The organism is Streptomyces sp. CB02923, from assembly GCF_001905005.1.
In the GTDB taxonomy this organism is placed as follows: Bacteria; Actinomycetota; Actinomycetes; order Streptomycetales; family Streptomycetaceae; genus Streptomyces.
Genome location: NZ_LWKZ01000025.1, coordinates 51,914 through 75,210, shown reverse-complemented (window position 1 = coordinate 75,210; position 23,297 = coordinate 51,914). Strand labels below are relative to the sequence as shown.

The following is a 23,297-nucleotide window of genomic DNA, read 5'->3' as shown; positions in this document are numbered from 1 at the left end:
CGGGCGCACGCCGACGCCTCCGCAGCCGTGGGCCCCGCCTCCAGGGCCCGCCCCGGCCCCCGGGATCCCCCAAGATCTCGCCCCGCTCCCTGAGTTCCCCCAAGGTCCCGCCCCGCTCCCCGAGACCCCCAAGGCCCCACCCCGCTACCTGAGAACCCCCAAGGCCCCACCCCTCCCCACCGCCCAGCCCCTCTCCCCGAGGGAGGAACCCACCGTGTCCCACACCACCCTCGCCCTCGGCGCCACCGCGCTCTTCGCCGCAGGCTGCGTCTGGTACCTCCCCGCGACCGCCGCCCTGCGCGCCGGCGCCGACCGGCCGTACTCGCACCGCATCGCCGCCGCGTCCTGCGTCACCTTCTGGTGCACGCCCGCGCTCGTCGCCGTCCTCCTGCTGACCCCGGTGCCCTGGTCCGCGCTCGGTGCCGTCACGGCCGCCGGCGCCCTCACGGCCTTGGCCCTCCTGGCCGTGTCCCGCCTGCAACGCTCCCGCGAACAGCACGAGGAGACACAGCGCTGGACCACCCTCCACCAGAGCCGCCCCGACGCCCCAGCGCCCGCCCCGCCCCGCAACCCGGGGCGCGCCCAACTGACGTTCCTGCTCTACCTCTTACCCGGCAACATCGTCGCCTCGGTGATCGCCGCCACCGTCCTGCTGACGGCGGACAGCCTGACCCGGCAGAGCGCCGTCACCGCCACCATGACCGCCGTCGGTATCTCCGCCGCCTCCCTGGCCATCGCCGGCACCCGCGCCCAGGCCACCCGCCGCCACTGACCCACCCGTACACAGCCGTACGCTTACGGGCCCGTACACAGCCGTACGCTTACGGGCCCACCGGGCCTACTCTCGACTACTCGATCTCCACCCGCCCGGTGCCCTGCTCCGGCACGCGCCCGTCGGCCGTGGTCTCCTCCGGCGCCCCCAGGTTGCGGCGGACCGAGTCGAGGATGGTCAGGCCCTGCCCGACCAGGCCCGCCGCGATCTCCCCGAGCCCGTCGGCACCGTTGAGGACGTTGACGTTGGCGCCGGAGAGACCAGCGGCGGCCTCCTTGACGATCTGCGGGAGCTGGTCGATCAGCATCCGGTCCAGCGCCACCCGGTCGTACGAAGCGGCGGCCTCCGCCTGGATCTTCATCCGCTCGGCCTCGGCCATGGCGAGCACCCGGATGCGCTCCGCGTCCGCCTCAGCAGGCTTGACGACCTCGGCCACCAGCTGCTGCTGGCGCAGCTGCGCGGCCCGCTCCGCCAGTTCGGTCTGCGCGTCCAGCACCTCCTGCTGCGCATGGGCCTCGGCCAGCGGACCGGCCTGCGCGGACTGGGCCTGCGCACGGTCCACCTCGGCCGAGTACTCGGCCTGGACGACGGCGGTCTGCCGCGCGTACTCGGCCTGCTTGCGCGTCGCCTCCTGCTCCGCCTCCGCCGCCGCCTGCGTGGCCTGCGCCTGCGCGATCTGCGCCTGCCGCTGGATCGCCGCCTTGTGCGGGGCGGACATGGCGTCGATGTAGCCGGTCTCCCCGTCGTCGATCGACTGGATCTGCAACGAGTCCACGTGCAGCCCGATCTTCGCCATCTCGGACTTCGAGGTGTCCAGCACCTCCGTGGCCAGCTTCTGCCGCTCGGTGACGATCTCCTCGACCGTCATCGAGCCGATGATGGACCGCAGATGACCGGCGAAGATCCGGCCGGTCAGCACCGACATCTGGTCCTGGTCGGAGAGGAACCGCTGCCCCGCGTTGACGATGCTCTCGGTGTCGTTGCCGACCTTGAAGGCGATCACGGCCCGTACGGTCAGGGCGATGCCCTGCCGCGTCACACAGGTCTCGACGACCTCCGACTCGCACATCGCCAGCGTCAGGAAGCGGGTCTTGCGGAAGACCGGCAGTACGAACTTGCCGTGACCGGTCACGACACGGAACGGCGCACCCCCGAGCCCACGCCTGCCACCCGAGATCAGCATCGCTTCGTCGGGGGCGGGAACGCGGTAACCGAACATCTCTCGTCGTCTCCTCAACCGGCGTCGCCGGTGTCACCGGCCAACGCGTCCAATGGGTCGGCCCATCTGATCACGTCGACCTGGCGACTGCCCCGTGACTCGACCACGAGCACGGCCGTCCCGCGCGGCAGGGGATCGTCGGACCAGGCGAGGAACGTCTCGGTCCCGCCCCTGACCCGCACCAGAACCTCACCGGGCCCGGCAGCGCCACGGGTCCCGAGGACCAGCTCTCCGGCACAGCCGATCACCGTCTCGTCAGGCATCATCGGCGGCCGCCCCCTCGTCACTCTGGCCTGCGACCCGACTGTAGCGCCCCACGGTTCCCGGCCCCATCCCCGTCGCACCGTGCGTGACGACTTCCTGACATACCCCGGCCCTCCGCCCCCGGCCCTCCGTCCCCGGCCCTTCGCGCGAAGCGCCGCCGAACTGCCGCTGCCACACTGGCCCGGTGATGGAACTGAACGGGCGCCCCGCCGACCCTGAAGCGGTCAAAACCCTCGCCCTGACCAACTACGGTCACTTCACCACGATGCGCGTGGACGACCAACGCGTACGCGGTCTCTCCCTGCACTTGGCACGCCTCGCACGCGACTGCCGGGCCGTGTTCGACGCGGACCTCGACACCGGCCGCGTGCGCGCATACGTACGCCGGGCCGCGACCGGTCAGCACGGTTCTCTCGTGGTCCGCGTCAGCGTCTTCGACCCGGCTCTGGATATGGGCCGTCCGTCGTCGACGGCCACTCCGCACATCCTGGTGACCACCCGTCCCGGCGGACCGCTGCCGACGCCGCCGATGCGCGTGAAGACGGTCCGCCACGTACGGGATACGGCAGCCGTGAAGCACCTCGGACTGTTCGGCGCCCTCCACGCCCGCCGCGCCGCACAACTCGACGGGTACGACGACGCGCTCTTCCACGGCCCCGACGGTCTCGTGACCGAGGGCGTCACATGGAACGTCGGATTCATCACCGCCGACGACACGATCGTGTGGCCCAAGGGCGACGTCCTGCCCGGCGTCACCATGGCCCTCCTCCAGGAACACCACGAGCACACCACGGCCCCGGTCACCCTGGAACAAGCACACGGCATGCGAGCCGCATTCGCCACCAACACCAGCATCGGCGTCCGCGCGGTGTCAGCAATCGACGCGACAGCACTCCAGACCGAACACCCCACGCTGACCGCAATGCGCGACGCCTACCTGAGCCGCCCCGGCGAGACGTTGTAGAAGCCGCGCCGCCGATCCACCGGAATCTCCCTCATGGAGACGGACGTCACACCCCGATCGCACCATGCAGAACCCCCCCGGAAGTCGCCGGCCGCGACCATCTCCCGAACAACCCCCACAAACGAGTCAGGGGCCCGACCCGCTCTCGCGGGTCGGGCCCCTGACCTGGTGTTCCTTCAGTCGGGGTGGCGGGATTTGAACCCACGACCTCTTCGTCCCGAACGAAGCGCGCTGCCAAGCTGCGCCACACCCCGAAGCAACGAGCTCTACTTTAGCGGACCGATCCCCATAGGTGAAATCCGGTTCTCGGGACGACGCGGTTGGGGCCTGACCTGGTCGATCGCGACGAGGATCAGGGCGAGGGCGTAGAAGGCGGAGCTGAAGATGACGGTGTTCAGCGCGATGCCGGCGTAGCCGTGGAGGTCGACGTCGAGGAAGGGGTACGGGTAGCGGCCCTCGGTGCCGGGGGAGAGGAGGGCGCCGCGGATGAGGGCGAAGGGGAGATAGAGGAAGGGGTAGATCAGCCACTGTGCGGCGTAGCGCCAGCGGAAGGCGCGGGGCGTGGTGAGCAGGAGCCAGTCGAGGGCGGCGGCGATGGGGGTGACGGTGTGCAGGAGGTGGGTGGAGACGGTGCGGATGGCGTTGTGCTCCGGGGTCCCGGTCATCGAGAAGCTGTCGGTGTCGTTGGTGAGAACGAGGTGGAAGACGAGACCGGTGATGGCTATGTAGAGGAGGACGCCGCCGCTGATGCGCGGTGAGATCGGGGGGCGGGCGGCCCAGGCGCGGTAGGCGGACCAGGCGAAGAAGACGGCCACGACGATGTTCGTCTGGACCGTGAAGTAGCTGAAGAGGCGGCCCAGGTCCGGGGTGATCGCGATGTCCAGGACGATGCCGGTCAGCGCGGCCAGTGCGATGAGCAGGCGGAAGAGGGCGGCCAGCGGGCGGCGGACCGGGGGTACGACCGCGGAGGCCGGGGTGTGGGCCGAGGCGGCCGCGGCTCCCCGGGCGTACCGGGTGGAGGCGTGGGACGTGGCCTGCGGCGGCCGGGAACTGGGGACGCGGGCGCTGGTGGGGTCGATCATCCCCCCACGCTAGACGGGAGCGGGGGGTGATGCGGAGCGTGTGTGCGAATCGGGGGGAGGGAGAGTGAAGAGGGGGGCTTCGTTCCGGGTGGGCGTGCTCCTGACCCCGGCCCGGGGCAGGGCCGGGGTACGGCCGAGGCGGGGCCGGGGCAGGGCCGGGGTGGAGCCGAGACAGGGCCGGGGTGGAGCCCGGCCAGGTCTGAGGCAGAGCTGAGGCAGGTCTGAGGCAGAGCCTGGCCAGGTCTGAGTCAGGGCCGGGGGAGCCTGGCCAGGTGAAGCCGTGGTCTGTTCGTCCTCAGTCCCGGGCCGTCAGTGTGAGCAGGGTCGCTTCCGGAGGGCAGGCGAAGCGGACCGGCGTGTAGCGGTTGGTGCCGCAGCCCGCGGAGACGTGGAGGAAGGAGGTGTGGTCGCCCGCGGTGTGCGTGGACAGGCCCTTGACCCGTTCCGGGTCGATGTCGCAGTTGGTGACCAGGGCGCCGTAGAAGGGGATGCAGAGCTGGCCGCCGTGCGTGTGGCCGGCCAGGATCAGCGGGTAGCCGTCGGCGGTGAAGGCGTCCAGGCAGCGCAGGTAGGGGGCGTGGACGACGGCCAGGGAGAGGTCGGCGTCGGGCTCCGGGCCGCCGGCGACCTGGGCGTAGCGGTCCCGCTTGATGTGCGGGTCGTCCAGGCCGGTCAGCGCGATCTCGAAGCCGCCGGCCGAGCCGTCGAGCTTCAGCCGGCCGCGGGTGTTGGAGAGGTTGATCCAGCCGGCCGTGTCGAAGGCGTCGCGCAGGTCTTCCCACGGGTTGTGGACGACGCCGACGGCGGGCGGGTTGCCGTTCAGGCCGTGGCGCTTCTGGGTCTTTTCGATCAGGTAGCGGGCGGGGTTGCGCAGCTTCGGGCCGTAGTAGTCGTTGGAGCCGAAGACGTACGCGCCGGGGAACTCCATGAGCGGGCCGAGCGCGTCCAGCGTTTCCGGGATGCCCTCGGGGTCGGAGAGGTTGTCGCCCGTGTTGATGACGAAGTCGGGCCGCAGCCCGGCCAGCGACTGGAGCCAGCGCTGCTTCTTGCGCTGGCCGCCGACCATGTGGATGTCGGAGACCTGCAGGACGCGCAAGGGCCGCATGCCGGGCGGCAGTACGGGCACGGTGACCCGGCGCAGTCTGAAGGAGCGGACTTCGAATCCGGCGGCGTAGGCCAGGCCCGCCGCACCAACCGCGGCGATGGACAGGGGGACTCCGTAACGGGCGCGCATGGTTCCCATCGTGGCAGAGGGGGCGGGGGTGCTGCCCATCGGCGTATCGGCAGGCGGGCCGACGGGGGTACGTCCGCGTACCGGCAGGAGGCCGCCGGCTCCCTGCCGGTACGTAATGGTGGAGCGTCGGGCGCCGCGTACGGGCATACTCGACGTCATGACCACGCTCAAGTCGAAGCTGCAGGACGACCTCACCACGGCCATCAAGGCCCGTGACGAGCTGCGCTCTTCCACCCTCCGCCTCACCCTGACCGCCGTCCAGAAGGAGGAGGTCGCGGGCACCGCGGCGCGCGAGCTGTCGGACGCCGAGGTCGAGAAGATCGTCGCGCGGGAGGCGAAGAAGCGCCGGGAGGCCGCCGAGGCGTTCGACAAGGGCGGCCGCGCCGAGTCGGCGGAGCGGGAGCGCGCGGAGGGCGAGGTGCTCGCCGAGTACCTGCCGAAGCCGCTCTCGGACGAGGAGCTGGAGAACATCGTCGCCGAGGCCGTGGCGGAGGCGAAGGGCAGCGGCGCCGAGGGGCCGCGCGCCATGGGCGCCGTCATGAAGATCGTGAACCCGAAGATCGCGGGCCGGGCCGAGGGCGGCCGGGTGGCCGCGGTGGTCAAGAAGCTGCTCGCGGGCTGAGAGGCCGCTCGCGAGCTGAGGCAAGCGGGAAACCCGCGGCCTGAGGCAACCGGGAAACCCGCCGGCCGAGCCGAGCGGGAAACCCGCCGTCTGAGGCAGGCCGGAAGAACGGAAAGGGGCGCTCCCACCAGGTGGTGGGAGCGCCCCTTCCGGCGTCCTGGCCGGGGGCCGTGTCAGCCGCCGGTGCCTCCGAAGAGGTTGGGGAAGCCGGGGATCTCCCAGCCGCCACCCGGCTTGTCGTCGTGGCCGCCGCCGTGGCCGCCTCCGCCGCCGGGCCGGTCGTGCCGGCCGCCGCCGCCCTTGCCGTCGTCCTTGGCCTTGCCGGAGTCGCCGAGCGGGACGGTGGGCAGTGCCGGGGCGGGCCTGCCGTTCAGCGCGCCCGACATCGCCTCGCGCCAGATCGGGCCCGGGGTGTCCCCGCCGAACACCTTGTCGTGGAAGGTGCCGCCGATGCTGATGTCGAACATCTGGCGCTTGTGAGCCGGGTCACCCACCCACACCGCACCGGCCATGTTCGGGGTGTAGCCGGTGAACCAGGCGGCGTACCGGCTGTCGCTGGTACCGGTCTTGCCCGCGCTGTCCCGGCCCTGGAGCCCGGCCTGCTTGCCCGTACCGTCCTCGACGACGCCCTTGAGCAGCGCGTTGATGGTCTTGGAGGTCTGCTCCGACATCGCACGTCGGCAGCTGGTCTTCGGCACGGTCAGCGCCTTGCCGGCGGAGTCCTTGATCGACTCGATGGCGACCGGCGAGCAGTAGACGCCCGCGTTGGCGAAGGTGGCGTACGCGTTGGCCATGGTCAGCGGGGACATCTCGGGGGAGCCGAGCGCGATGGCGGGCTTCTGCTCCAGCGGGTTTCCGTTGGCCCGCTCGACGCCCATCTTGGCGGCCATCTTGGTGACCGGGCAGATCCCGATGTCGCTGATCAGCTGGACGAAGTAGGTGTTGACCGACTTCGCGGTCGCCTCCTTCATGCCGTACGGGCCGACCTCCGTGGTGTTCTCGTTCTGCACCATGTCGGTGCCGCGCCACTGCCCGTCGCAGGTGGTGACCGGGCTCGGGTAGGGCATCTTGTACGGCGAGGAGTACACCTGGTCCGGGTTCTTGCCCGCTTCCAGGGCCGCCGCCGCGATCACCGGCTTGAACGTCGATCCGGGCTGGTAGCCCGCGCCGCCGCCCATCTTCTGGTCGACGGACAGGTTCATCTGGGTCTGGTTGGTGCCGAAGCCGTACGGCCGTGACTGGCCCATGCCCAGGATCTTGCCGGTGCCGGGCTGGACGATCGCCGCCGCGCCCGCGACCGGGTCACTCTCGCGGACCTGGCTGCTCACCGCCGACTGGATCGACTTCTGGGTCTGCGGGTCGAGTGTCGTACGGATCGTCAGGCCGCCCTGGTTCCAGCGCTTGCCGCGTTCCTTGCGGCTCTTGCCGAACGCCGGGTCGTTCAGCAGGACCTCGCGTACGTAGTCGCAGAAGAAACCGGCGCCCGAACCCGCCGTGATGCAGCCGTTCTTGGGCCGGCTGACGTCCAGCTTGATCGGCTTCCTGGCGGCGGCGTCGGCCTGGGCCTGTGTGACGGCCTTCGTGTCGGCCATCCGCTGGAGCACGGTGTTACGGCGCCGGGCGGCCTCCTTGGGGTCGTTGACCGGGTCGTACCGGCTCGGCGACTGCACGATGCCCGCCAGCAGCGCGGACTCGTCCAGGGTCAGGTCCTTGGCGTGCTTGCTGAAGTACCGCTGGGCGGCCGCTTCGACGCCGTACGCCTGCTGCCCGAAGAAGGTGATGTTCAGGTAGTTCTGCAGGATCTTCTGCTTGCCCAGCTCCTCCTCGACCTGGATCGCGTACTTCAGCTCCTTGACCTTGCGGCCGATGGTCTGCTTGGTGACCTGGGCGACCTTGTCCGGGTCGTCGCCGGCCTCCTCGACGAAGACGTTCTTCACATACTGCTGCGTCAGCGTCGAGGCGCCCTCGGAGACGCCGCCGGACCGCGCGTTCTTGTTGATCGCGCGCAGGATGCCCTTCAGGTCGATCGCGCCGTGCTGGTAGAAACGTGCGTCCTCGATGGCGACGATCGCCTTCTGCACGTACGGCGACATGTCCTTGAGGTCGACCACGGTGCGGTCACGCGAGTAGACCTTGGCGATCTCGCCGCCGTTCGCGTCGAGGATGGTGGTCCGCTGGCTCAGCGGCGGAGTCTTGAGGTTGGCGGGGATCTCGTCGAAACCCTCGACCGATCCCTTGGCCGCGAGGCCCAGCGCGCCGGCGGCGGGGAGGGCCAGGCCCGCCAGCACCGCACCGGCCAGGACGCTGACACCCAGGAATTTAGCGGCCTGCTGGGTCTTGGTCAGACCCCCGCCGTCGCGCTTCTTACCCATGGGGGGCAGCTTATGCCCTCGTATGCGGCGCCCTGAAGGAGCGGGGCTCGGCCGGAACGTCCGGGACGTTCACGTGGCGGTCGGCAGCCAGGGGTCCGGACGTGCGGCCTGTCGGCTGGCCGGGCCGGGCCCTGCCGACCTGCTCCGATGGGCCTGCTGCGGGGACCGTTGGGGCGGCCCCGGATGTGCCGGTTCTTCGACGGCGGCCGGTGCGACTTCACGATGTAGCTACGTTCTCAATCGCCGGACAGGGGCGCATCTGTTCGTTTAACCTGATCCCGTCCGGCGCTGCAGAGGGATCACGCCGGTTCGTCAACCCCGCCTTTGCGCGCGGAATGCGCCCCGTACGTCCGCATGTGTCGCCGGAAACCCTTTGTGGCATTGGCGAACTGCCCCATGGTGCCGGGAACGTGGCGTATGCCTTCGGCTCACTCCGTTGGGTGATCTGCCGCATACGCATAGTCCGTTCGGGCCATTCAAGATTGGGCCCGAAGGGGGTGTTGCGCCCTGCTCGCCTTCCGTAACGTCCTCAACTGGCAACGGTGAATATGCCGCTTGCCGCCGTGGGGGAGCCTCGATTCGGGAGAGGACGGCGCCAGCATGAGCTGGGTAACCGACTGGAGTACACAGGCAGCCTGCCGCACCACCGATCCGGACGAGCTGTTCGTTCAGGGCGCGGCCCAGAACCGGGCCAAGGCGGTCTGCACCGGATGTCCGGTGCGGACGGAGTGCCTGGCCGACGCCCTGGACAACCGCGTGGAGTTCGGAGTCTGGGGCGGCATGACCGAGCGCGAGCGGAGGGCGCTGCTGCGCCGCCGCCCGACCGTCACCTCGTGGCGGCGGCTGTTGGAGACGGCGCGTACGGAATACGAGCGCAGCACCGGCATCCTGCCCGTGGACTGTGAGGACGACGAGACGTACGAGAACACCTACGACAACGCGTACGGCAGCCGTTACGACGGCACGTACGACGAATACGCCGCGGTCGGCTAGGCGGCAGCAGCCGTCCGACGTAGGCCGGGCGGTCCGCGGGCTCATGGCGCGGGCCGGTGTGGTCGGCGTGCGGACGGACGTATGCCGGTGTGGTCGGCGTGCGGCCCGGTACGGGCCGTGGGCGTTTCCGCTGCGGGCTGCGGTCGTATGGACCGTGCCCCCGTACGGGCGTGCCCGGCGCGGTAAGTGCCCGGTGCCTGGCTCCCCGGCGCCGGGAAGGCTTGAGCAGGCGTGGAAGGGCGCGAGAGGCGAGAACGGGCAGGAATGCCGGCCCGTCGGGCCCCTGCGGCGGTCAGGCATGGGTCGGTCCGGTTTTTCGTCCGGCCCGGTGCGGACCGCATGTTGGCCGATACTGCGCCGCTCATTGGCCGATACGGCACCACTTTGGCCGCTGGCCCGTACATCTCTGCCCTGTACGGCTGTGCAGACCCGGCCGGGACGGGTCTGCGCCCGCTCCAGTCCAGGCCGGGACGCCAGTCCAGGCCGGGACGGCTTTCCGCCCGATCGGTCCTCGGCCTGCCCGGTCAGTCCTCGGCGCCGTGAGCGTCGTCGTGTGCCCGCTCCTGTGCGGCGAGGCGGTCGCCGATGGTCCGCAGGCCCGCCAGGTCGTGCACGTCGCCGGGCAGCGCGGCGATCTGCGCCACCGGGACCTCGGGATGCAGTGCGGTGAAGCGGTCACGCGTACGCCGCTCGCGTGCGAGTACGTGCATACGCTCGGCGTGCAGCCGCAGCAGTCCGGCGGCGAGCCGCGCTGCTGACGGGGTGTCGTCCGTTGTCCGTGGGTCCGCCGCGGCGGGGGAGTGGCCGTCGGCGGTACGAGAATCAGCCTTCCCGTCTGCTAGATCCACAATGCCGTCGCCGACAAGATTTTCGGACCGGCCGCCGGACGCCTCCGGGGTCTGCGGTGTGTGGCTCCCGTCCGCCGCGTCGTCCGGGGCGCCTTCGTCCTCGGAGGCGGCCCGGTCCCGGTCCACGAGAGCCTCCGCGGCGGCCAGCGCCCGTTCCGCGCTGAGCTGCGCGGCGCCGCTGCCGTGCACCCGGTTCAGGACGAGTCCGGCCAGCGGCATCTGCTCGGCGGCCAGCCGTTCGACGAAGTACGCCGCCTCGCGCAGCGCGTCCCGCTCCGGCGCCGCCACGACGAGGAACGCGGTGCCGGGCGCCTGGAGCAGCCGGTACGTCGCGTCCGCCCGCGTACGGAAGCCGCCGAACATGGTGTCCATGGCGGCGGCGAACGTCTGCACGTCCCGCAGCAGCTGACCGCCCATGATCTTGCTGAGGGTGCCGGTCATCATCGACATACCGACATTGAGGAACTTCATGCCGGCCCGCCCGCCGGCCTTCGCGGGTGCCATCAGCAGCCGGATGAACTTGCCGTCCAGGAACGACCCGAGGCGCTTGGGCGCGTCCAGGAAGTCCAGCGCGGAGCGGCTGGGCGGGGTGTCGACGATGATCAGGTCCCACGCGTCGCGGGTGCGCAGCTGGCCCAGCTTCTCCATGGCCATGTACTCCTGCGTGCCCGCGAAGCCGGCCGACAGGGACTGGTAGAAGGGGTTCTCCAGGATCGCGCGGGCCCGCTCGGCGTCCGCGTGCCCTTCGACGATCTCGTCGAAGGTGCGCTTCATGTCCAGCATCATGGCGTGCAGCTCGCCGCCCGCGCTCTCGTCGACGCCCTTGACCCGGCGGGGGACGTTGTCCAGTTCCGAGATGCCCATCGACTGCGCCAGCCGGCGGGCCGGGTCGATGGTCAGGACGACGGCCTTGCGGCCGCGCTCGGCGGCGCGTACGCCGAGGGCCGCGGCGGTCGTGGTCTTGCCGACGCCGCCGGAGCCGCAGCACACGACGATGCGGGTGCGCGGGTCGTCGAGCAGCGGGTCGATGTCCAGGAGGGCGGCGGGGGAGTCCAGCGCGCCGTGCTCGGCGGCGGGCGGTGCGGCGCGCCGGGACGGCGCGGCGCTGTCGTCCGGGGTGCTTGCGTCCGCGGTCATATGGGCCCCTGTTTCCGCAGGTCTCGCGCGAGCCGGTACAGCCCGGCGAGGTCCACTCCCTCGGGGAGCAGCTCCAACTCGTAGGTCGGCAGGTCGAGTCCGGCCAGCTCGGCGTGCTCGGTCCGCTCCAGGTCGACGCGCTGGGCGTGCTCGCGGGCCTCTTCGAGGAGGGGGTCGATGAGCCCGTCGGCCCATGTCACACCGGCCGCGCCACGGCGGCCGCCGCGCAGGCCCGCCTCGGCCAGCGCCTCGGCGATGCCCCGGCGTGCCCCGTTGGCGGCGATGTCGACCTCGCCGGTGTCCAGCACCTCGGGCCGGGTCATGTTGATCACGACGCCGCCGACCGGCAGCCCGGCGGCGCGCAGCTCCGCGACACCGTCCACGGTCTCCTGGACGGGCATCTCCTCCAGCAGCGTCACCAGGTGGACGGCCGTTTCCGGGGACTTCAGGACGCGCATCACGGCCTGCGCCTGGTTGTGGATCGGGCCGATCTTCGCCAGGCCCGCGACCTCGTCGTTGACGTTCAGGAAGCGGGTGATGCGGCCGGTGGGCGGGGCGTCCATCACGACGGCGTCGTAGACGAACCGCCCGCTCTTGTCCTTGCGGCGCACCGCCTCGCACGCCTTGCCCGTCAGCAGGACGTCCCGCAGTCCGGGCGCGATGGTGGTGGCGAAGTCGATCGCGCCGAGCTTCTTCAGGGCCCGGCCGGCGCCGCCGAGTTTGTAGAACATCTGGAGGTAGTCCAGGAGCGCCCGCTCGGCGTCGATGGCGAGGGCGTACACGCTCCCGCCTCCGGGGCCCGGGGCAACGGCGATCTTGCGCTCCTCGTACGGGAGCGCCTCGGTCTCGAACACCTGGGCAATGCCCTGCCGGCCCTCGACCTCGACCAGGAGGGTACGCCGTCCCTCGGTGGCCAGGGCGAGGGCGAGGGCAGCGGCGACCGTGGTCTTGCCGGTACCGCCCTTGCCGCTGACGACATGGAGCCTGCTCACGCCAAGGAGCCTAACCAGTCCGGGGGCGGGCTACGCACGGGACCGGCGTCAGGTTGTGCGCCGGGGGCGCGAAACGGCCGCGGTGCGCGGTGGGTGCGGGGCCCCGCCGCTTCCGCATGCCGTGGCCACAGGCATTACGCTCGGCCCCATGACCAAGTGGGAATACGTGACCGTGCCGCTGCTCGTGCACGCGACCAAGCAGATTCTGGACACCTGGGGCGAGGACGGCTGGGAGCTGGTGCAGGTCGTGCCGGGGCCGAACAACCCCGAGCAGCTGGTGGCCTACCTGAAGCGGGAGAAGCAGGCATGAGCGCGGTGGAGGACAGGCTCGCCGAGCTGGGCCTGAAGCTGCCCCAGGTGGTGCCGCCGCTGGCCTCGTACCAGCCCGCGGTGCGTACGGGCGCGTACGTCCACACCTCCGGCCAGCTGCCGATGGTGGACGGTTCGCTGCCGGTCACCGGCAAGGTGGGCGCCGAGGTCGGCCCGGAGCAGGCCAAGGAACTGGCCGCGACCTGCGCGCTGAACGCGCTGGCCGCCGTGAAGTCCGTCATCGGCGACCTCGACAAGATCGTGCGGGTCGTGAAGGTCGTCGGCTTCGTCGCCTCGGCCCCCGACTTCACCGGCCAGCCCGGCGTCATCAACGGCGCCAGCGAGCTGCTGGGCGAGGTCCTGGGCGACAAGGGCGTACACGCCCGCTCCGCGGTGGGCGTGGCCGTACTGCCGATCGACGCGCCGGTCGAGGTCGAGATGCAGGTCGAGGTCGCGGACTGACGCCGCGCGACCACACGTACGACGTCGTGGGCGGGGCGGGGCGGGGAGACCGGGCCCGCCCCGTTTTCGCAGGCGGCGCCCGGTTCCGCTTCCGGCGCCGCTCTGCCCCGCCTCCGTAGACGCCGTCCCGGGCGGCGGCACCTGCCCTCTCGAACATCCACGCGCAAGCGCATAGCATCCGGCCATGTCGTCGACCCCCAATGGCCAGTGGTATCCGCCGGAATGGCCGGCCCGCATCCGGGCCCTCGCGCACGGCGAGCTGACCCCGGCGGCGCCCCGCCGGGCTGCGACCGTCCTGCTGCTGCGCGACACCGACGCGGGTGGCCCCGCCGTCCACATGCTGCGCAGACGTACCTCCATGGCCTTCGCCGGCGGCGCGTACGCCTACCCGGGCGGGTCCGTGGACCCGCGTGACGAACGGCCGGTGGCCTGGGCCGGGCCCTCGCGCGCCGAGTGGGCCGTCCGGCTCGGCTTCGGGGCGGACGACGAGGCCGCGGCGCAGGCCGTGGTCTGCGCGGCCGTCCGGGAGACCTTCGAAGAGGCGGGCGTGCTGCTCGCCGGGTCCTCCGCCGGGACCGTGGTCGCGGACACCACCGGCGACGACTGGGAGGCGGACCGCGCCGCGCTGGTCGCCCACGAACTGTCCTTCGCGGACTTCCTGGACCGCCGCGGCCTGGTCCTGCGCAGCGACCTCCTGGGGGCGTGGGCCCGCTGGATCACCCCGGAGTTCGAACCCCGCCGCTACGACACCTGGTTCTTCGTGGCCGTGCTGCCCGCCGGGCAGCGCGCCCGCGACGTCTCCACGGAGGCCGACCGTACGGTGTGGATCCGCCCCGCCGAGGCCGCCGCCGGCTACGACCGCGGTGAGCTGCTGATGATGCCGCCGACGATCGCGACGCTGCGCGGCCTGGAGGCGTACGGGACGGCCGCCGGGGCCCTCGCGGCGGCCGGCGGCCGGGATCTGGCGCCGGTCCTCGCGGAGGCGGAGCACAAGGACGGGGGGATCGTGCTGAGCTGGCCGGGGCACGAGGAATTCACCAAGCACATCGCTCCGGGCCAGGAGACCGAGCCCCGGAGCACCGCCCCCGCCCCGCCCACGAACACGGGAGAGACCACCGCATGACGTACGCAGCCGCCCTGCCCGGCCAGCCCCGTGGCGGAGACATCGCCGGGCCCGCCACCGACCGCACCCGGTGCGTGCTCGCCCCGAACCCGTCCCCGATGACCCTGGACGGCACCAACACCTGGATCGTCGCCGAGCCGGACTCGGACATCGCGGTCGTCATCGACCCGGGACCGCTGGACGAGGGGCACCTCAAGGCGGTCGTGGACGCCGCCGAACAGGCCGGGAAGCGGGTCGGCCTGACCCTGCTGACGCACGGGCACCCGGACCACTCGGAGGGCGCGGAGCGGTTCGCCGAGATGACGGGGTCGTCGGTACGGGCCCTGGACCCGGCGCTGGTCCTGGGCGGCGAGGGGCTGACGGCCGGGGACGTGATCACCACCGGCGGCCTGGAGCTGCGGGTCGTGGCGACCCCCGGCCACACCGCCGACTCGCTCTCCTTCCATCTCCCGGCCGACGCGGCCGTGCTGACCGGCGACACGATCCTGGGCCGCGGGACCACGGTCGTCGCGCACCCGGACGGCAGGCTCGGCGATTACCTCGACTCACTGCGGCGGCTGCGGTCCCTGACCGTCGACGACGGCGTCACGACCGTGCTCCCCGGCCACGGGCCCGTACTGAACGACGCGCAGGGCGCGGTGGAGTTCTACCTTGCGCACCGCGCCAACCGGCTGGCCCAGGTCGAGACGGCGGTCGAGGCGGGGCACCGTACGCCCTCGGAGGTCGTCGCGAGCGTGTACGCGGACGTGGACCGCACACTGTGGCCCGCGGCCGAACTGTCCGTACGGGCGCAGATGGATTACCTCGGGGAGCATGGGTTGATCTGAGGGGGGTTCATCGGGCGGGGTTGAGGGGTGCTTGCCGGGCGGGGTTGAGGGGTGTTCGCCGGGTGGGCTTGAGGAGCGCTCGCCGGGTGAGCCTGAGGGGTGTTCGCCGGGCGGGCCTGAGGGGTGCTCATCGGGCGGGCCTGAGGGCGGCGTCCGGCCCTCAGGCTTCTTCCGCCCGGCCCAGTTCGCGTTCGATGCCGCCGTGCAGCAGCTCGCGGGCGCGTTCCAGGGGGATCGAGCCGCTCAGCCAGCGGGTGCTGAGCCCTTCCACGAGTGCGGTCAGCCGCTCGGCCACGTCGGCCACCAGGGCACCGCGGTCGGCCGTACCGGCGGCCTGGGCCTCGCGTACGAGGTCGGCCACGTCGTCCGTCCACTGCCGGGTCGCCTCGCGCAGCTGCCCCCGCAGCCCTGCGTCGAAGACGGCGCTGGACTGGAACTCGCCCCAGGCGGTGCTGTTCTCCACCATCTCGGGCGTGTCCTGGAGCTCGCGCAGCAGCATCTCCTCCAACTGCGCGCGCGGGCCCGCGGTGCGGACGGTCTCCGGGTCCGGCGCCGTACAGCGCTCGGCGCGTTCGCCGATGAAGTCCAGGGTGCGGCGGAGCAGTTCGGCCCGGCCGCCGAAGTGGTAGTAGATCAGCCCGGTGGACACGCCGGCCTCGGCCGCGATCTCCTCCACCCGCAGGCCGCGTACGCCGCTTCGCGCGATGGTGCGGGTCGCGGCTTCCAGGATCTGCAGTCGGCGCTCGGACACAGTCGACCACCGTACTCGGTCGCCGCCGGTGCCTCTCGGTGCTACCTTCGAAGCAGAGCTGACTGAAAATTCAGTCAGGATGCGGAAGCGGGAACCGGAAGGGGGGCGACAGATCATGCGCATGCCCGCCGAGTGGGAGCCGCACGCCGGCATGTACCTCGCCTGGCCGCCGCTCGACTCCCTCTGGGGCGCCTCGGCCCCTGCCGTGCAGCGCGACATCGCGCGGCTGGCACGCACCCTCGCCGAGTACGAGCCGGTCGCGCTGCTGGCGGGCCCGGAGGAGGAGGCACGGGCCCGCCGGGCGTGCGGCGCGTCGGTGGAGATCGTGCCGGTGCCGGTCGACGACCTGTGGATACGCGACACCGGTCCGGTCTTCGTCACCCGGCCGGGCGCGCCGCCGGACGCCGCCCGCACGGGCGTCGACCTCCACTTCAACGGCTGGGGCGGCAAGCAGCACCACCCGAACGACGGCCGGGTCGCCCGGAACCTGCTGCTTCACGAGGGCATGCCCCGGATCGACGCCGGGATCACGGCCGAGGGCGGCTCCTTCGAGACGGACGGCGAGGGCACGCTGCTCGCCGCCGAAAGCTCCCTGGTCAACGCCAACCGCAACCCCGGCAGCACGCGGGCACGGATCGAGGGGGAAGTGGAGCGCCTGCTGGGCGTGTCCCGGGTGATCTGGGTCGACGGGGTGCGGGGTGAGGACATCACCGACTGCCACATCGACGGCCTCGCACGCTTCGTGGCACCCGGTGTCGTCGCCCTGAACCGTCCCTGGCACGGAGACGGCCCGGACGTCTGGACGCGGGTGTACGAGCAGGCCCGCGGCGTCCTCGCGGAGGCCCGCGACGCCCGGGGCAGGCGCCTGGAGACCGTCGAGATCGCGGAGCCCGACCCGTACGCCATCGGGGACCGCGGTCCGGAGTTCCTCGCCTCGTACCTGAACTACTGCGTGGCGAACGGCGTGGTGGTCCTGCCGCGCTTCGGTGACCGCCGGGCCGACGACCGGGCCGCCGGGATGCTGCGCGAGCTCCACCCCGGGCGGGAGATCCGGCAGCTGACGATCGACGCGGTGGGGGAGGGCGGGGGCGGCATCCACTGCGCAACGCAGCAGCTGCCGGGTGTGCCGAGTGCCTCGGGTGCGTTGGATGCGTCGGGTGCGTCGAATGTGCCGGGTGGCGCGCAGGGGGCCGGCCGGGTTCGGTGATGCGGGCCGACAGGTTCCGGTGCCGCGGGCCGGCCGGGTTCGTGATGCGGGCCGAGCGGTTCCGGTGACGCGCGCCGAGCGGCTTCGGTGAGGCGGGTCGGACGGGCCCGTTCCGCGCGGCCGGTTTCACGCGAAAGGGTCCCGCTCCCCAGGGGAGCGGGACCCTTTCGGTGTCGTGGTGCCGGTGCGCGTCAGCGCGAACGCTTCGCCAGGCGCTCCACGTCCAGCAGGATCACCGCGCGCGCCTCCAGGCGCAGCCAGCCGCGGCCCGCGAAGTCCGCGAGGGCCTTGTTGACCGTCTCGCGCGAGGCGCCGACGAGCTGGGCCAGCTCCTCCTGCGTGAGGTCGTGCACGACGTGGATGCCCTCCTCGGACTGCACGCCGAAGCGGCGCGACAGGTCCAGGAGCGCACGGGCGACCCGGCCCGGCACGTCGGAGAAGACCAGGTCGGACATCTGGTCGTTGGTCTTGCGCAGGCGGCGCGCGACGGCGCGCAGCAGTGCCGTCGCGACCTCCGGGCGGGCGTTGAGCCAGGGCTGGAGGTCGCCGTGGCCGAGGCCCAGCAGCTTGACCTCGGTGAGCGCGGTGGCGGTGGCGGTGCGTGGGCCCGGGTCGAAGAGGGAGAGCTCTCCGATCAGCTCGCCGGGGCCGAGGACGGCGAGCATGTTCTCCCGCCCGTCCGGGGAGGTGCGGTGCAGCTTCACCTTGCCCTCGGTGACCACGTACAGGCGGTCGCCCGGGTCCCCTTCGTGGAACAGGGCGTCGCCGCGGGCGAGCGTGACCTCTCCCATCGAGGCGCGCAGCTCGGCCGCCTGCTCATCGTCGAGCGCCGCGAAGAGCGGTGCGCGCCGCAGAACGTCGTCCACGAGATCTCTCCTTGTCGACATGCTCAAAGGGACCTTGGTCCCCATCATGCCGGAATGCAAAACAGTGCGATCAATCACAAGGATGCCGGACCGGTGGCGCAAGCCATACGGCAGGGGGCCGATTGGGCCCACGGGTACTTGTGATCGGACCGGATGTCAGTGGGTGGCCTTAGTCTGGCCGAGTGTCCAATACGCCGGTGAGAGCACAGGACAAGGGGGCTGAGCGAGTGAGCGCGGGCCGTGATTCCGCTGTGGGCGAACAGGCGCCTGCCGAAGCCGCGAAAGCGGTGAAATCCGAGGAAAAGCCGCAGAAGGCTACGACGCGGAAGAAGTCTGCCGCCACGGCCGCAACCGGCACCTCTGCCGCGAAGACGACGGCGAAGAAGACGACAGCGAAGAAGACCACGGCGAAGAAGACCGCCACCGCCGCGAAGACGACGGCCGCTCCGAAGAAGGCCACCGCGGCCACCACGGCCACCGCGAAGAAGACCACCGCGAAGAAGACGGCCTCGAAGCCCCCCGCCGCCAAAACCCCCACCCCCGCCTCCAAAGCCGCCCCCAAGGCCGAGTCCCGCGTGGCCATGGTGCGCCGCGCCCGCCGGATGAACCGCGAGCTGGCCGAGGTGTATCCGTACGCCCACCCCGAGCTGGACTTCCGCGACTCCTTCGAGCTGCTCGTCGCCACGGTCCTGTCCGCGCAGACCACCGACCTGCGGGTCAACCAGACCACGCCCGCCCTGTTCGCGGCCTATCCCACCCCCGAGGACATGGCCGCCGCCGATCCGGAGCGGCTGGAGGAGCTGATCCGGCCGACCGGCTTCTTCCGGGCCAAGGCGAAGTCCCTGCTGGGCCTCTCGACGGCGCTACGGGACCGTTTCGACGGTGAGGTGCCCGGCCGCCTGGAGGACCTGGTGACGCTGCCGGGCGTCGGCCGCAAGACCGCCAACGTGGTCCTGGGCAACGCCTTCGGCGTACCGGGCATCACGGTCGACACCCACTTCGGGCGGCTGGTCCGGCGGTTCCGCTGGACCGAGCAGCAGGACCCGGAGAAGGTCGAGGCGGAGATCGCCGACATCTTCCCCAAGAGCGAGTGGACGATGCTCTCGCACCGCGTCGTCTTCCACGGCCGCCGTGTCTGCCATTCCCGCAAGCCCGCGTGCGGCGCCTGCCCCATCGCGCACGACTGCCCTTCGTACGGCGAGGGCGAGCTGGACCCGGAGAAGGCGAAGAAGCTGCTCAAGTACGAGATGGGCGGTCAGCCGGGCCAGCGGCTGCGGCCCCCGGCCGACTACCCGGGCACGCCCGCGCCCCCGCTGGCGGGCCGTTGAGCGCGGCCCGCGTCCGGCGCGGCCGGCCCCGGCCTTCCGGCGCCCGTTCCCCCGCCGCCGCTCCGCCCGGGACGAAACCGTCACATCCCGGAGGGGAACCGAACCGGCCCTTTCCGGACTCAGCCTGAAGAGGACCGGCCACGGCCGCATGACCATCGATCCCACCGATCCAAGGGCCTGAGGGGGCGCGTATGACGAGCGCACGGGAGCAGTACGGGAAGACAGCGGCGTACGAGGCGGCCGTCAGTGCCGAGGGCCTGCCGCAGTGGCTGATGCCGGTCTCCCGCGCCGCCGCCACGATCGAGCCCCGGCAGCTGAGCCGGTTCCTGCCGCCCGACAGCGGCGGCCGGCAGTCCGCCGTACTGATCCTCTTCGGGCACGGCGACCGCGGCCCCGAGCTGCTGCTCATGGAGCGTGCGGGCACTCTGCGCTCGCACGCCGGCCAGCCGTCGTTCCCCGGCGGCGCCCTCGACCCCGGGGACGGCGACCCCGAGGGGGAGGGCCCGGTGCGTGCGGCGCTGCGCGAGGCGTGGGAGGAGACCGGCCTGGACCCGTCGGGTGTCCAGGTCTTCGGTGTGCTGCCGCGGCTGTACATCCCCGTGAGCGGCTTCGTCGTCACACCCGTCCTGGGCTGGTGGCGCGAGCCGAGTCCGGTGGGCGCGGTGGACGAGGCGGAGACCGCCCGGGTCTTCACGGTTCCCGTGGCGGATCTCACGGACCCCGCGCACCGGGTGACGGCCCGGCACCCCAGCGGCCACGTGGGCCCTGCCTTCCTCGTCGAGGACGCCCTGGTCTGGGGCTTCACCGCCGGGGTGATTGACCGGATCCTGCATTACGCGGGGTGGGAGCTGCCGTGGGACCGTGCCAAGCAGGTCCCGCTCGACCGGCGCGCGTGAGACGGTGGCGGGCGTGAACGTGCTGGACATCGTGTTGCTGGCCGCGGCCGTGTGGTTCGCCGTCGTCGGCTACCGCCAAGGTTTCGTCGTCGGCATCCTGTCCGTGATCGGCTTCCTCGGAGGCGGCCTGGTCGCGGTCTACCTGCTGCCCGTGATCTGGAACGAGATCACCGATGACGCCACGCCGAACACCTTCGCGGTGATCGCGGCGGTCGCCGTCGTGATCGTGTGCGCCTCGGTGGGGCAGGCGCTGACCACCCACCTGGGCAACAAGCTACGCCGCTACATCACCTGGTCACCGGCGCGCGCCCTGGACGCCACCGGCGGCGCGCTGGTCAACGTCCTGGCGATGCTGCTGGTCGCCTGGCTCATCGGCTCCGCGCTGGCCCGCACCTCGCTGCCGACGCTGGGCAAGGAGGTCCGCAATTCCAAGGTGCTGCTCGGCGTCTCCCAGGTGATGCCGCAACAGGCGAGCACCTGGTTCCAGGACTTCTCCTCCGTCCTGGCGCAGAACGGCTTCCCGCAGGTCTTCACGCCGTTCTCGAACGAGCCGATCCACTCGGTGCCCGCCCCCGATCCCGCGCTGGCCGACAGCCCGGTCGCGGCCCAGGCGCGCAAGAGCATCGTCAAGGTCGTCGGTACGGCCCCGAGCTGCGGCAAGAGCCTCGAAGGCAGCGGTTTCGTCTTCGCGCCGCACCGGGTCATGACCAACGCGCACGTGGTGGGCGGCGTCAAGGAGCCGACCGTCCAGATAGGCGGCGAGGGCCGCACGTACGACGCGAAGGTCGTGCTGTACGACTGGAAGCGCGACATCGCGGTGCTCGACGTGCCGTCCCTGCGGGCGCCCGCGCTGCGCTTCGCGCAGGACGCCGCGAGCACCGGCAAGAGCGCCATCGTCGCCGGCTTCCCGGAGAACGGCGGCTACGACGTGCGCGCCGCCCGCGTCCGCAGCCGTATCCAGGCCAACAACGGCGCGGACATCTACCACCGCGGCACGGTCGACCGGGACGTCTACTCCCTGTACGCCACGGTCCGGCCGGGCAACTCCGGAGGCCCGCTGCTCACGCCCGGCGGCGAGGTGTACGGAGTGGTCTTCGCCAAGTCTCTGGACGACCCCCGGACCGGCTACGCGCTGACGGCCGACGAGGTCCGCGAGGACATCGCCAAGGGGCGTACGGCCGAGCGGCAGGTCGACAGCCAGGGCTGCGCGATGTGACGGAAGACCGGGCCGGACGGGGCCGGGCGGGAAGGCTGAGGCCGCCGCCCGGCCCCGGGGCTCCGGCGGGGATCAGGTCCGTGGATGCTTGAGCCGCGCGGTCATCCAGCGCGCCCGGCGGCGCAGGATGCGCGGAATGCCCAGCGGATGGTCGAAGCCGGGGGACTCACCGGACACAAGGTCCGAGGGTCCCCTCTCCTGAGTGCCCACGGCAGCGGCGCTGCTGCGGCGGTTGCGTGCCACGTCACGGTAGTCGTGCGTCCAGCCCATACCCACGACTCTGCCCGTGCCCCGGGTTCCGTAACCGCCCGGTGGCCCGTCAATTGGCCTATGCGGGCGGCAATTGGCTGTTCGTCATACGTGCGTTCGGATCCGGTCGGCGTGTCGCCTCACCCGGCGCAGCGGTCCCGCCCGGTCTACCGGTCCGGTTCCGGGTCCTTCAGCCAGTTGATCAGCTCGGTGGAGAACGCCGCCGGGTCCTCCTCGTGCGGGAAGTGCCCGAGGCCGTCGAAGAGCCGCCAGCGGTACGGGGCCTCGACGTACTCGCCGGATCCGGCCGCGCTGCGGGTGCGCATCACCGGGTCGAGCGAGCCGTGCAGATGCAGCGTCGGCACCCGTACGGGCCACTTCATGCGCCGGTTGAACTGGATGCCGTCCGGCCGGGCCATCGACCGCACCATCCAGCGGTACGGCTCGATCGCGCAGTGCGCGGTCGAGGGGATGCTCATCGCCCGCCGGTAGATCTCGACGTCCTCGTCCTCGGGCAGCCGGGGCCCGGACCAGTCCCGGATCAGGCGTCCCACCAGGGCGGCGTCGTCCGCCACCAGTCGGCGTTCGGGCAGCCACGGCCGCTGGAAGTTCCAGACGTAGGAGCTCTGCCGGGTCTGCTTGACGTCGGCCAGCATGGCCGCGCGCCAGCGCCGCGGGTGCGGCATCGAGGACACCGCCAGCCGCCGTACCAGCTTCGGCCGCATCACCGCGGCGGTCCACGCCAGGTAGCCGCCGAGGTCGTGCCCGACGATCGCGGCGTCCGGCTCGCCGAGGGACCGTACGACCCCGGTGATGTCCAGGGCCAGGTTGGCCGGATCGTAGCCGCGGGGCGTGCGGTCGCTGCCGCCCACGCCCCGCAGGTCCATCGCCACCGCACGGAAACCCGCACCGGCGAGCGCCCGGAGCTGGTGGCGCCAGGTCCACCAGAACTGCGGGAAGCCGTGCAGCAACAGCACCAGCGGTCCGTCACCCATCTCGGTGATGTGGAACCGCGCGCCGTTGGCCGCCACGTCCCGATGGGTCCAGGGCCCGTCGGGACGTACGACCGAGTCGGAACTGTCGGGAGCCGTCATACCGAGGAGCGTGTCACAGACTCCAGCACCGGATGGTCCGCGGGGACCGCGCGCGGATGCGGCTTGACGTTCTGCAGTACGGCGGCCGTCTCCTTGGCCGAACTGATGGTCTTCTCCGGCTTCTTGATCTTCTTGAGCTTGCTCACCGCCACGAGGACCAGCAGCAGGGCGACGACCAGGAAGGCGCCGCCGACGATCAGGAAGGACCAGGCGAGGCCGAGGCCGAGGTTGTGGATGCCGTAGGCCGCGGCGAAGCTCAGCACCGGCAGCGCGAACAGCGCCAGCGCCCCGGCCACGAGGAACGCGGCGCTGCCGATGCCGGCCCGCTTGGCGTCCTGCCGCAGCTCGGCCTTGGCCAGTGCGATTTCGTCGTGCACCAGCGCGGACATCTCGGCGGTGGCCGTGGCCACCAGCTGCCCGAGGCTGCGGTCCGCGCCGTCGTCGGCTGTGCTCATCGACGTCTCCCTCTT

At 71.8% G+C, this 23,297-nt stretch carries 24 protein-coding genes and 1 tRNA gene; 12 read left to right on the top strand and 13 right to left on the bottom strand.

Annotated features, from left to right (window positions below; all coding sequences use genetic code 11):
• Positions 1–214 precede the first annotated feature (214 nt).
• Complete coding sequence (locus tag A6A06_RS42170) at positions 215–772, top strand: hypothetical protein (RefSeq protein WP_073764877.1); 558 nt, start codon at positions 215–217, stop codon at positions 770–772.
• Positions 773–848: 76 nt separating this feature from the next.
• Here A6A06_RS42170 and A6A06_RS28510 read toward each other — a convergent pair whose 3' ends face one another.
• Together A6A06_RS28510 and A6A06_RS28505 are read right to left on the bottom strand one after the other, a co-directional pair.
• Entirely contained in the window at positions 849–1,991 is a 1,143-nt protein-coding gene (locus A6A06_RS28510) for a flotillin family protein (RefSeq protein ID WP_073764875.1), read from the bottom strand.
• A gap of 14 nt (positions 1,992–2,005) precedes the next feature.
• Positions 2,006–2,257, bottom strand: a complete 252-nt coding sequence (locus A6A06_RS28505; RefSeq protein WP_073764873.1) for a hypothetical protein — start codon at positions 2,255–2,257, stop codon at positions 2,006–2,008.
• 182 nt (positions 2,258–2,439) lie between these two features.
• On the opposite strand from A6A06_RS28505, the gene A6A06_RS28500 reads away from it, so the two are divergent.
• A complete protein-coding gene (locus A6A06_RS28500; RefSeq protein ID WP_443333795.1) occupies positions 2,440–3,219 on the top strand; it encodes an aminotransferase class IV family protein in 780 nt (259 codons plus the stop codon).
• Between the two features lie 180 nt (positions 3,220–3,399).
• On the opposite strand, the gene A6A06_RS28495 is transcribed toward A6A06_RS28500, so the two are convergent.
• From A6A06_RS28495 to A6A06_RS28485, 3 genes are all read right to left on the bottom strand, one after another.
• Positions 3,400–3,473 (bottom strand) — tRNA-Pro (locus tag A6A06_RS28495).
• Positions 3,474–3,485: 12 nt separating this feature from the next.
• The gene (locus tag A6A06_RS28490) at positions 3,486–4,301 is read right to left on the bottom strand and encodes a Pr6Pr family membrane protein (protein WP_079194419.1); all 816 of its coding nucleotides are present in this window, start codon (positions 4,299–4,301) and stop codon (positions 3,486–3,488) included.
• Between the two features lie 295 nt (positions 4,302–4,596).
• Positions 4,597–5,535: a metallophosphoesterase gene (locus tag A6A06_RS28485; protein WP_199931234.1), complete on the bottom strand. Its 939-nt coding sequence runs from the start codon at positions 5,533–5,535 to the stop codon at positions 4,597–4,599.
• 157 nt (positions 5,536–5,692) lie between these two features.
• Between A6A06_RS28485 and A6A06_RS28480 the strand changes: the two genes are divergently transcribed.
• Positions 5,693–6,157, top strand: a complete 465-nt coding sequence (locus tag A6A06_RS28480; RefSeq protein ID WP_073765897.1) for a GatB/YqeY domain-containing protein — start codon at positions 5,693–5,695, stop codon at positions 6,155–6,157.
• A 173-nt stretch (positions 6,158–6,330) separates the two neighbouring features.
• Here A6A06_RS28480 and A6A06_RS28475 read toward each other — a convergent pair whose 3' ends face one another.
• On the bottom strand, positions 6,331–8,529 hold the full coding sequence (locus A6A06_RS28475; RefSeq protein WP_073764869.1) for a transglycosylase domain-containing protein: 2,199 nt from the start codon (positions 8,527–8,529) through the stop codon (positions 6,331–6,333).
• 600 nt (positions 8,530–9,129) lie between these two features.
• On the opposite strand from A6A06_RS28475, the gene A6A06_RS28465 reads away from it, so the two are divergent.
• On the top strand, positions 9,130–9,522 hold the full coding sequence (locus tag A6A06_RS28465; RefSeq protein WP_073764867.1) for a WhiB family transcriptional regulator: 393 nt from the start codon (positions 9,130–9,132) through the stop codon (positions 9,520–9,522).
• A 524-nt stretch (positions 9,523–10,046) separates the two neighbouring features.
• Here A6A06_RS28465 and A6A06_RS28460 read toward each other — a convergent pair.
• Both A6A06_RS28460 and A6A06_RS28455 read right to left on the bottom strand, forming a co-directional pair.
• On the bottom strand, positions 10,047–11,507 hold the full coding sequence (locus A6A06_RS28460) for an ArsA family ATPase (protein WP_073764865.1): 1,461 nt from the start codon (positions 11,505–11,507) through the stop codon (positions 10,047–10,049).
• Positions 11,504–12,499, bottom strand: a complete 996-nt coding sequence (locus A6A06_RS28455; RefSeq protein ID WP_073764863.1) for an ArsA-related P-loop ATPase — start codon at positions 12,497–12,499, stop codon at positions 11,504–11,506. The genes A6A06_RS28460 and A6A06_RS28455 overlap by 4 nt, the downstream gene beginning before the upstream one ends.
• 148 nt (positions 12,500–12,647) lie before the next feature.
• Between A6A06_RS28455 and A6A06_RS42165 the strand changes: the two genes are divergently transcribed.
• From A6A06_RS42165 to A6A06_RS28440, 4 genes are all read left to right on the top strand, one after another.
• Complete coding sequence (locus tag A6A06_RS42165) at positions 12,648–12,809, top strand: DUF4177 domain-containing protein (RefSeq protein ID WP_003981536.1); 162 nt, start codon at positions 12,648–12,650, stop codon at positions 12,807–12,809.
• Positions 12,806–13,270, top strand: coding sequence for a RidA family protein (locus A6A06_RS28450; protein WP_073764862.1), 465 nt, complete (start codon positions 12,806–12,808; stop codon positions 13,268–13,270). Before A6A06_RS42165 ends, A6A06_RS28450 begins: the two co-directional genes overlap by 4 nt.
• 184 nt (positions 13,271–13,454) lie before the next feature.
• Positions 13,455–14,393, top strand: coding sequence for an NUDIX hydrolase (locus tag A6A06_RS28445; RefSeq protein WP_073764860.1), 939 nt, complete (start codon positions 13,455–13,457; stop codon positions 14,391–14,393).
• The gene (locus tag A6A06_RS28440) at positions 14,390–15,220 is read left to right on the top strand and encodes an MBL fold metallo-hydrolase (protein ID WP_073764858.1); all 831 of its coding nucleotides are present in this window, start codon (positions 14,390–14,392) and stop codon (positions 15,218–15,220) included. Before A6A06_RS28445 ends, A6A06_RS28440 begins: the two co-directional genes overlap by 4 nt.
• Positions 15,221–15,380: 160 nt before the next feature.
• On the opposite strand, the gene A6A06_RS28435 is transcribed toward A6A06_RS28440, so the two are convergent.
• Positions 15,381–15,971 (bottom strand): TetR/AcrR family transcriptional regulator, encoded by a 591-nt coding sequence (locus A6A06_RS28435; protein WP_073764856.1) that lies wholly within the window; start codon positions 15,969–15,971, stop codon positions 15,381–15,383.
• A 115-nt stretch (positions 15,972–16,086) separates the two neighbouring features.
• Here A6A06_RS28435 and A6A06_RS28430 point away from each other — a divergent pair, with 115 nt between their 5' ends.
• Positions 16,087–17,178: an agmatine deiminase family protein gene (locus tag A6A06_RS28430; RefSeq protein ID WP_242440999.1), complete on the top strand. Its 1,092-nt coding sequence runs from the start codon at positions 16,087–16,089 to the stop codon at positions 17,176–17,178.
• A 191-nt stretch (positions 17,179–17,369) separates the two neighbouring features.
• Here A6A06_RS28430 and A6A06_RS28425 read toward each other — a convergent pair whose 3' ends face one another.
• On the bottom strand, positions 17,370–18,044 hold the full coding sequence (locus A6A06_RS28425; RefSeq protein ID WP_003981529.1) for a Crp/Fnr family transcriptional regulator: 675 nt from the start codon (positions 18,042–18,044) through the stop codon (positions 17,370–17,372).
• Positions 18,045–18,331: 287 nt separating this feature from the next.
• Here A6A06_RS28425 and nth point away from each other — a divergent pair, with 287 nt between their 5' ends.
• From nth to A6A06_RS28410, 3 genes are all read left to right on the top strand, one after another.
• On the top strand, positions 18,332–19,372 hold the full coding sequence (gene nth, locus A6A06_RS28420; RefSeq protein WP_073765896.1) for an endonuclease III: 1,041 nt from the start codon (positions 18,332–18,334) through the stop codon (positions 19,370–19,372).
• A 191-nt stretch (positions 19,373–19,563) separates the two neighbouring features.
• Positions 19,564–20,268 (top strand): NUDIX hydrolase, encoded by a 705-nt coding sequence (locus A6A06_RS28415; RefSeq protein ID WP_073764854.1) that lies wholly within the window; start codon positions 19,564–19,566, stop codon positions 20,266–20,268.
• A 13-nt stretch (positions 20,269–20,281) separates the two neighbouring features.
• Complete coding sequence (locus tag A6A06_RS28410; protein ID WP_073764852.1) at positions 20,282–21,484, top strand: MarP family serine protease; 1,203 nt, start codon at positions 20,282–20,284, stop codon at positions 21,482–21,484.
• Positions 21,485–21,556: 72 nt separating this feature from the next.
• On the opposite strand, the gene A6A06_RS28405 is transcribed toward A6A06_RS28410, so the two are convergent.
• The 3 genes from A6A06_RS28405 to A6A06_RS28395 all read right to left on the bottom strand — a co-directional run bounded on the left by A6A06_RS28405 (position 21,557) and on the right by A6A06_RS28395 (position 23,282).
• Positions 21,557–21,754 (bottom strand): hypothetical protein, encoded by a 198-nt coding sequence (locus tag A6A06_RS28405; RefSeq protein WP_073764850.1) that lies wholly within the window; start codon positions 21,752–21,754, stop codon positions 21,557–21,559.
• Between the two features lie 146 nt (positions 21,755–21,900).
• On the bottom strand, positions 21,901–22,827 hold the full coding sequence (locus tag A6A06_RS28400; protein WP_073764848.1) for an alpha/beta fold hydrolase: 927 nt from the start codon (positions 22,825–22,827) through the stop codon (positions 21,901–21,903).
• Positions 22,824–23,282, bottom strand: coding sequence for a phage holin family protein (locus A6A06_RS28395; protein ID WP_073764846.1), 459 nt, complete (start codon positions 23,280–23,282; stop codon positions 22,824–22,826). Before A6A06_RS28395 ends, A6A06_RS28400 begins: the two co-directional genes overlap by 4 nt.
• Positions 23,283–23,297 lie beyond the last annotated feature (15 nt).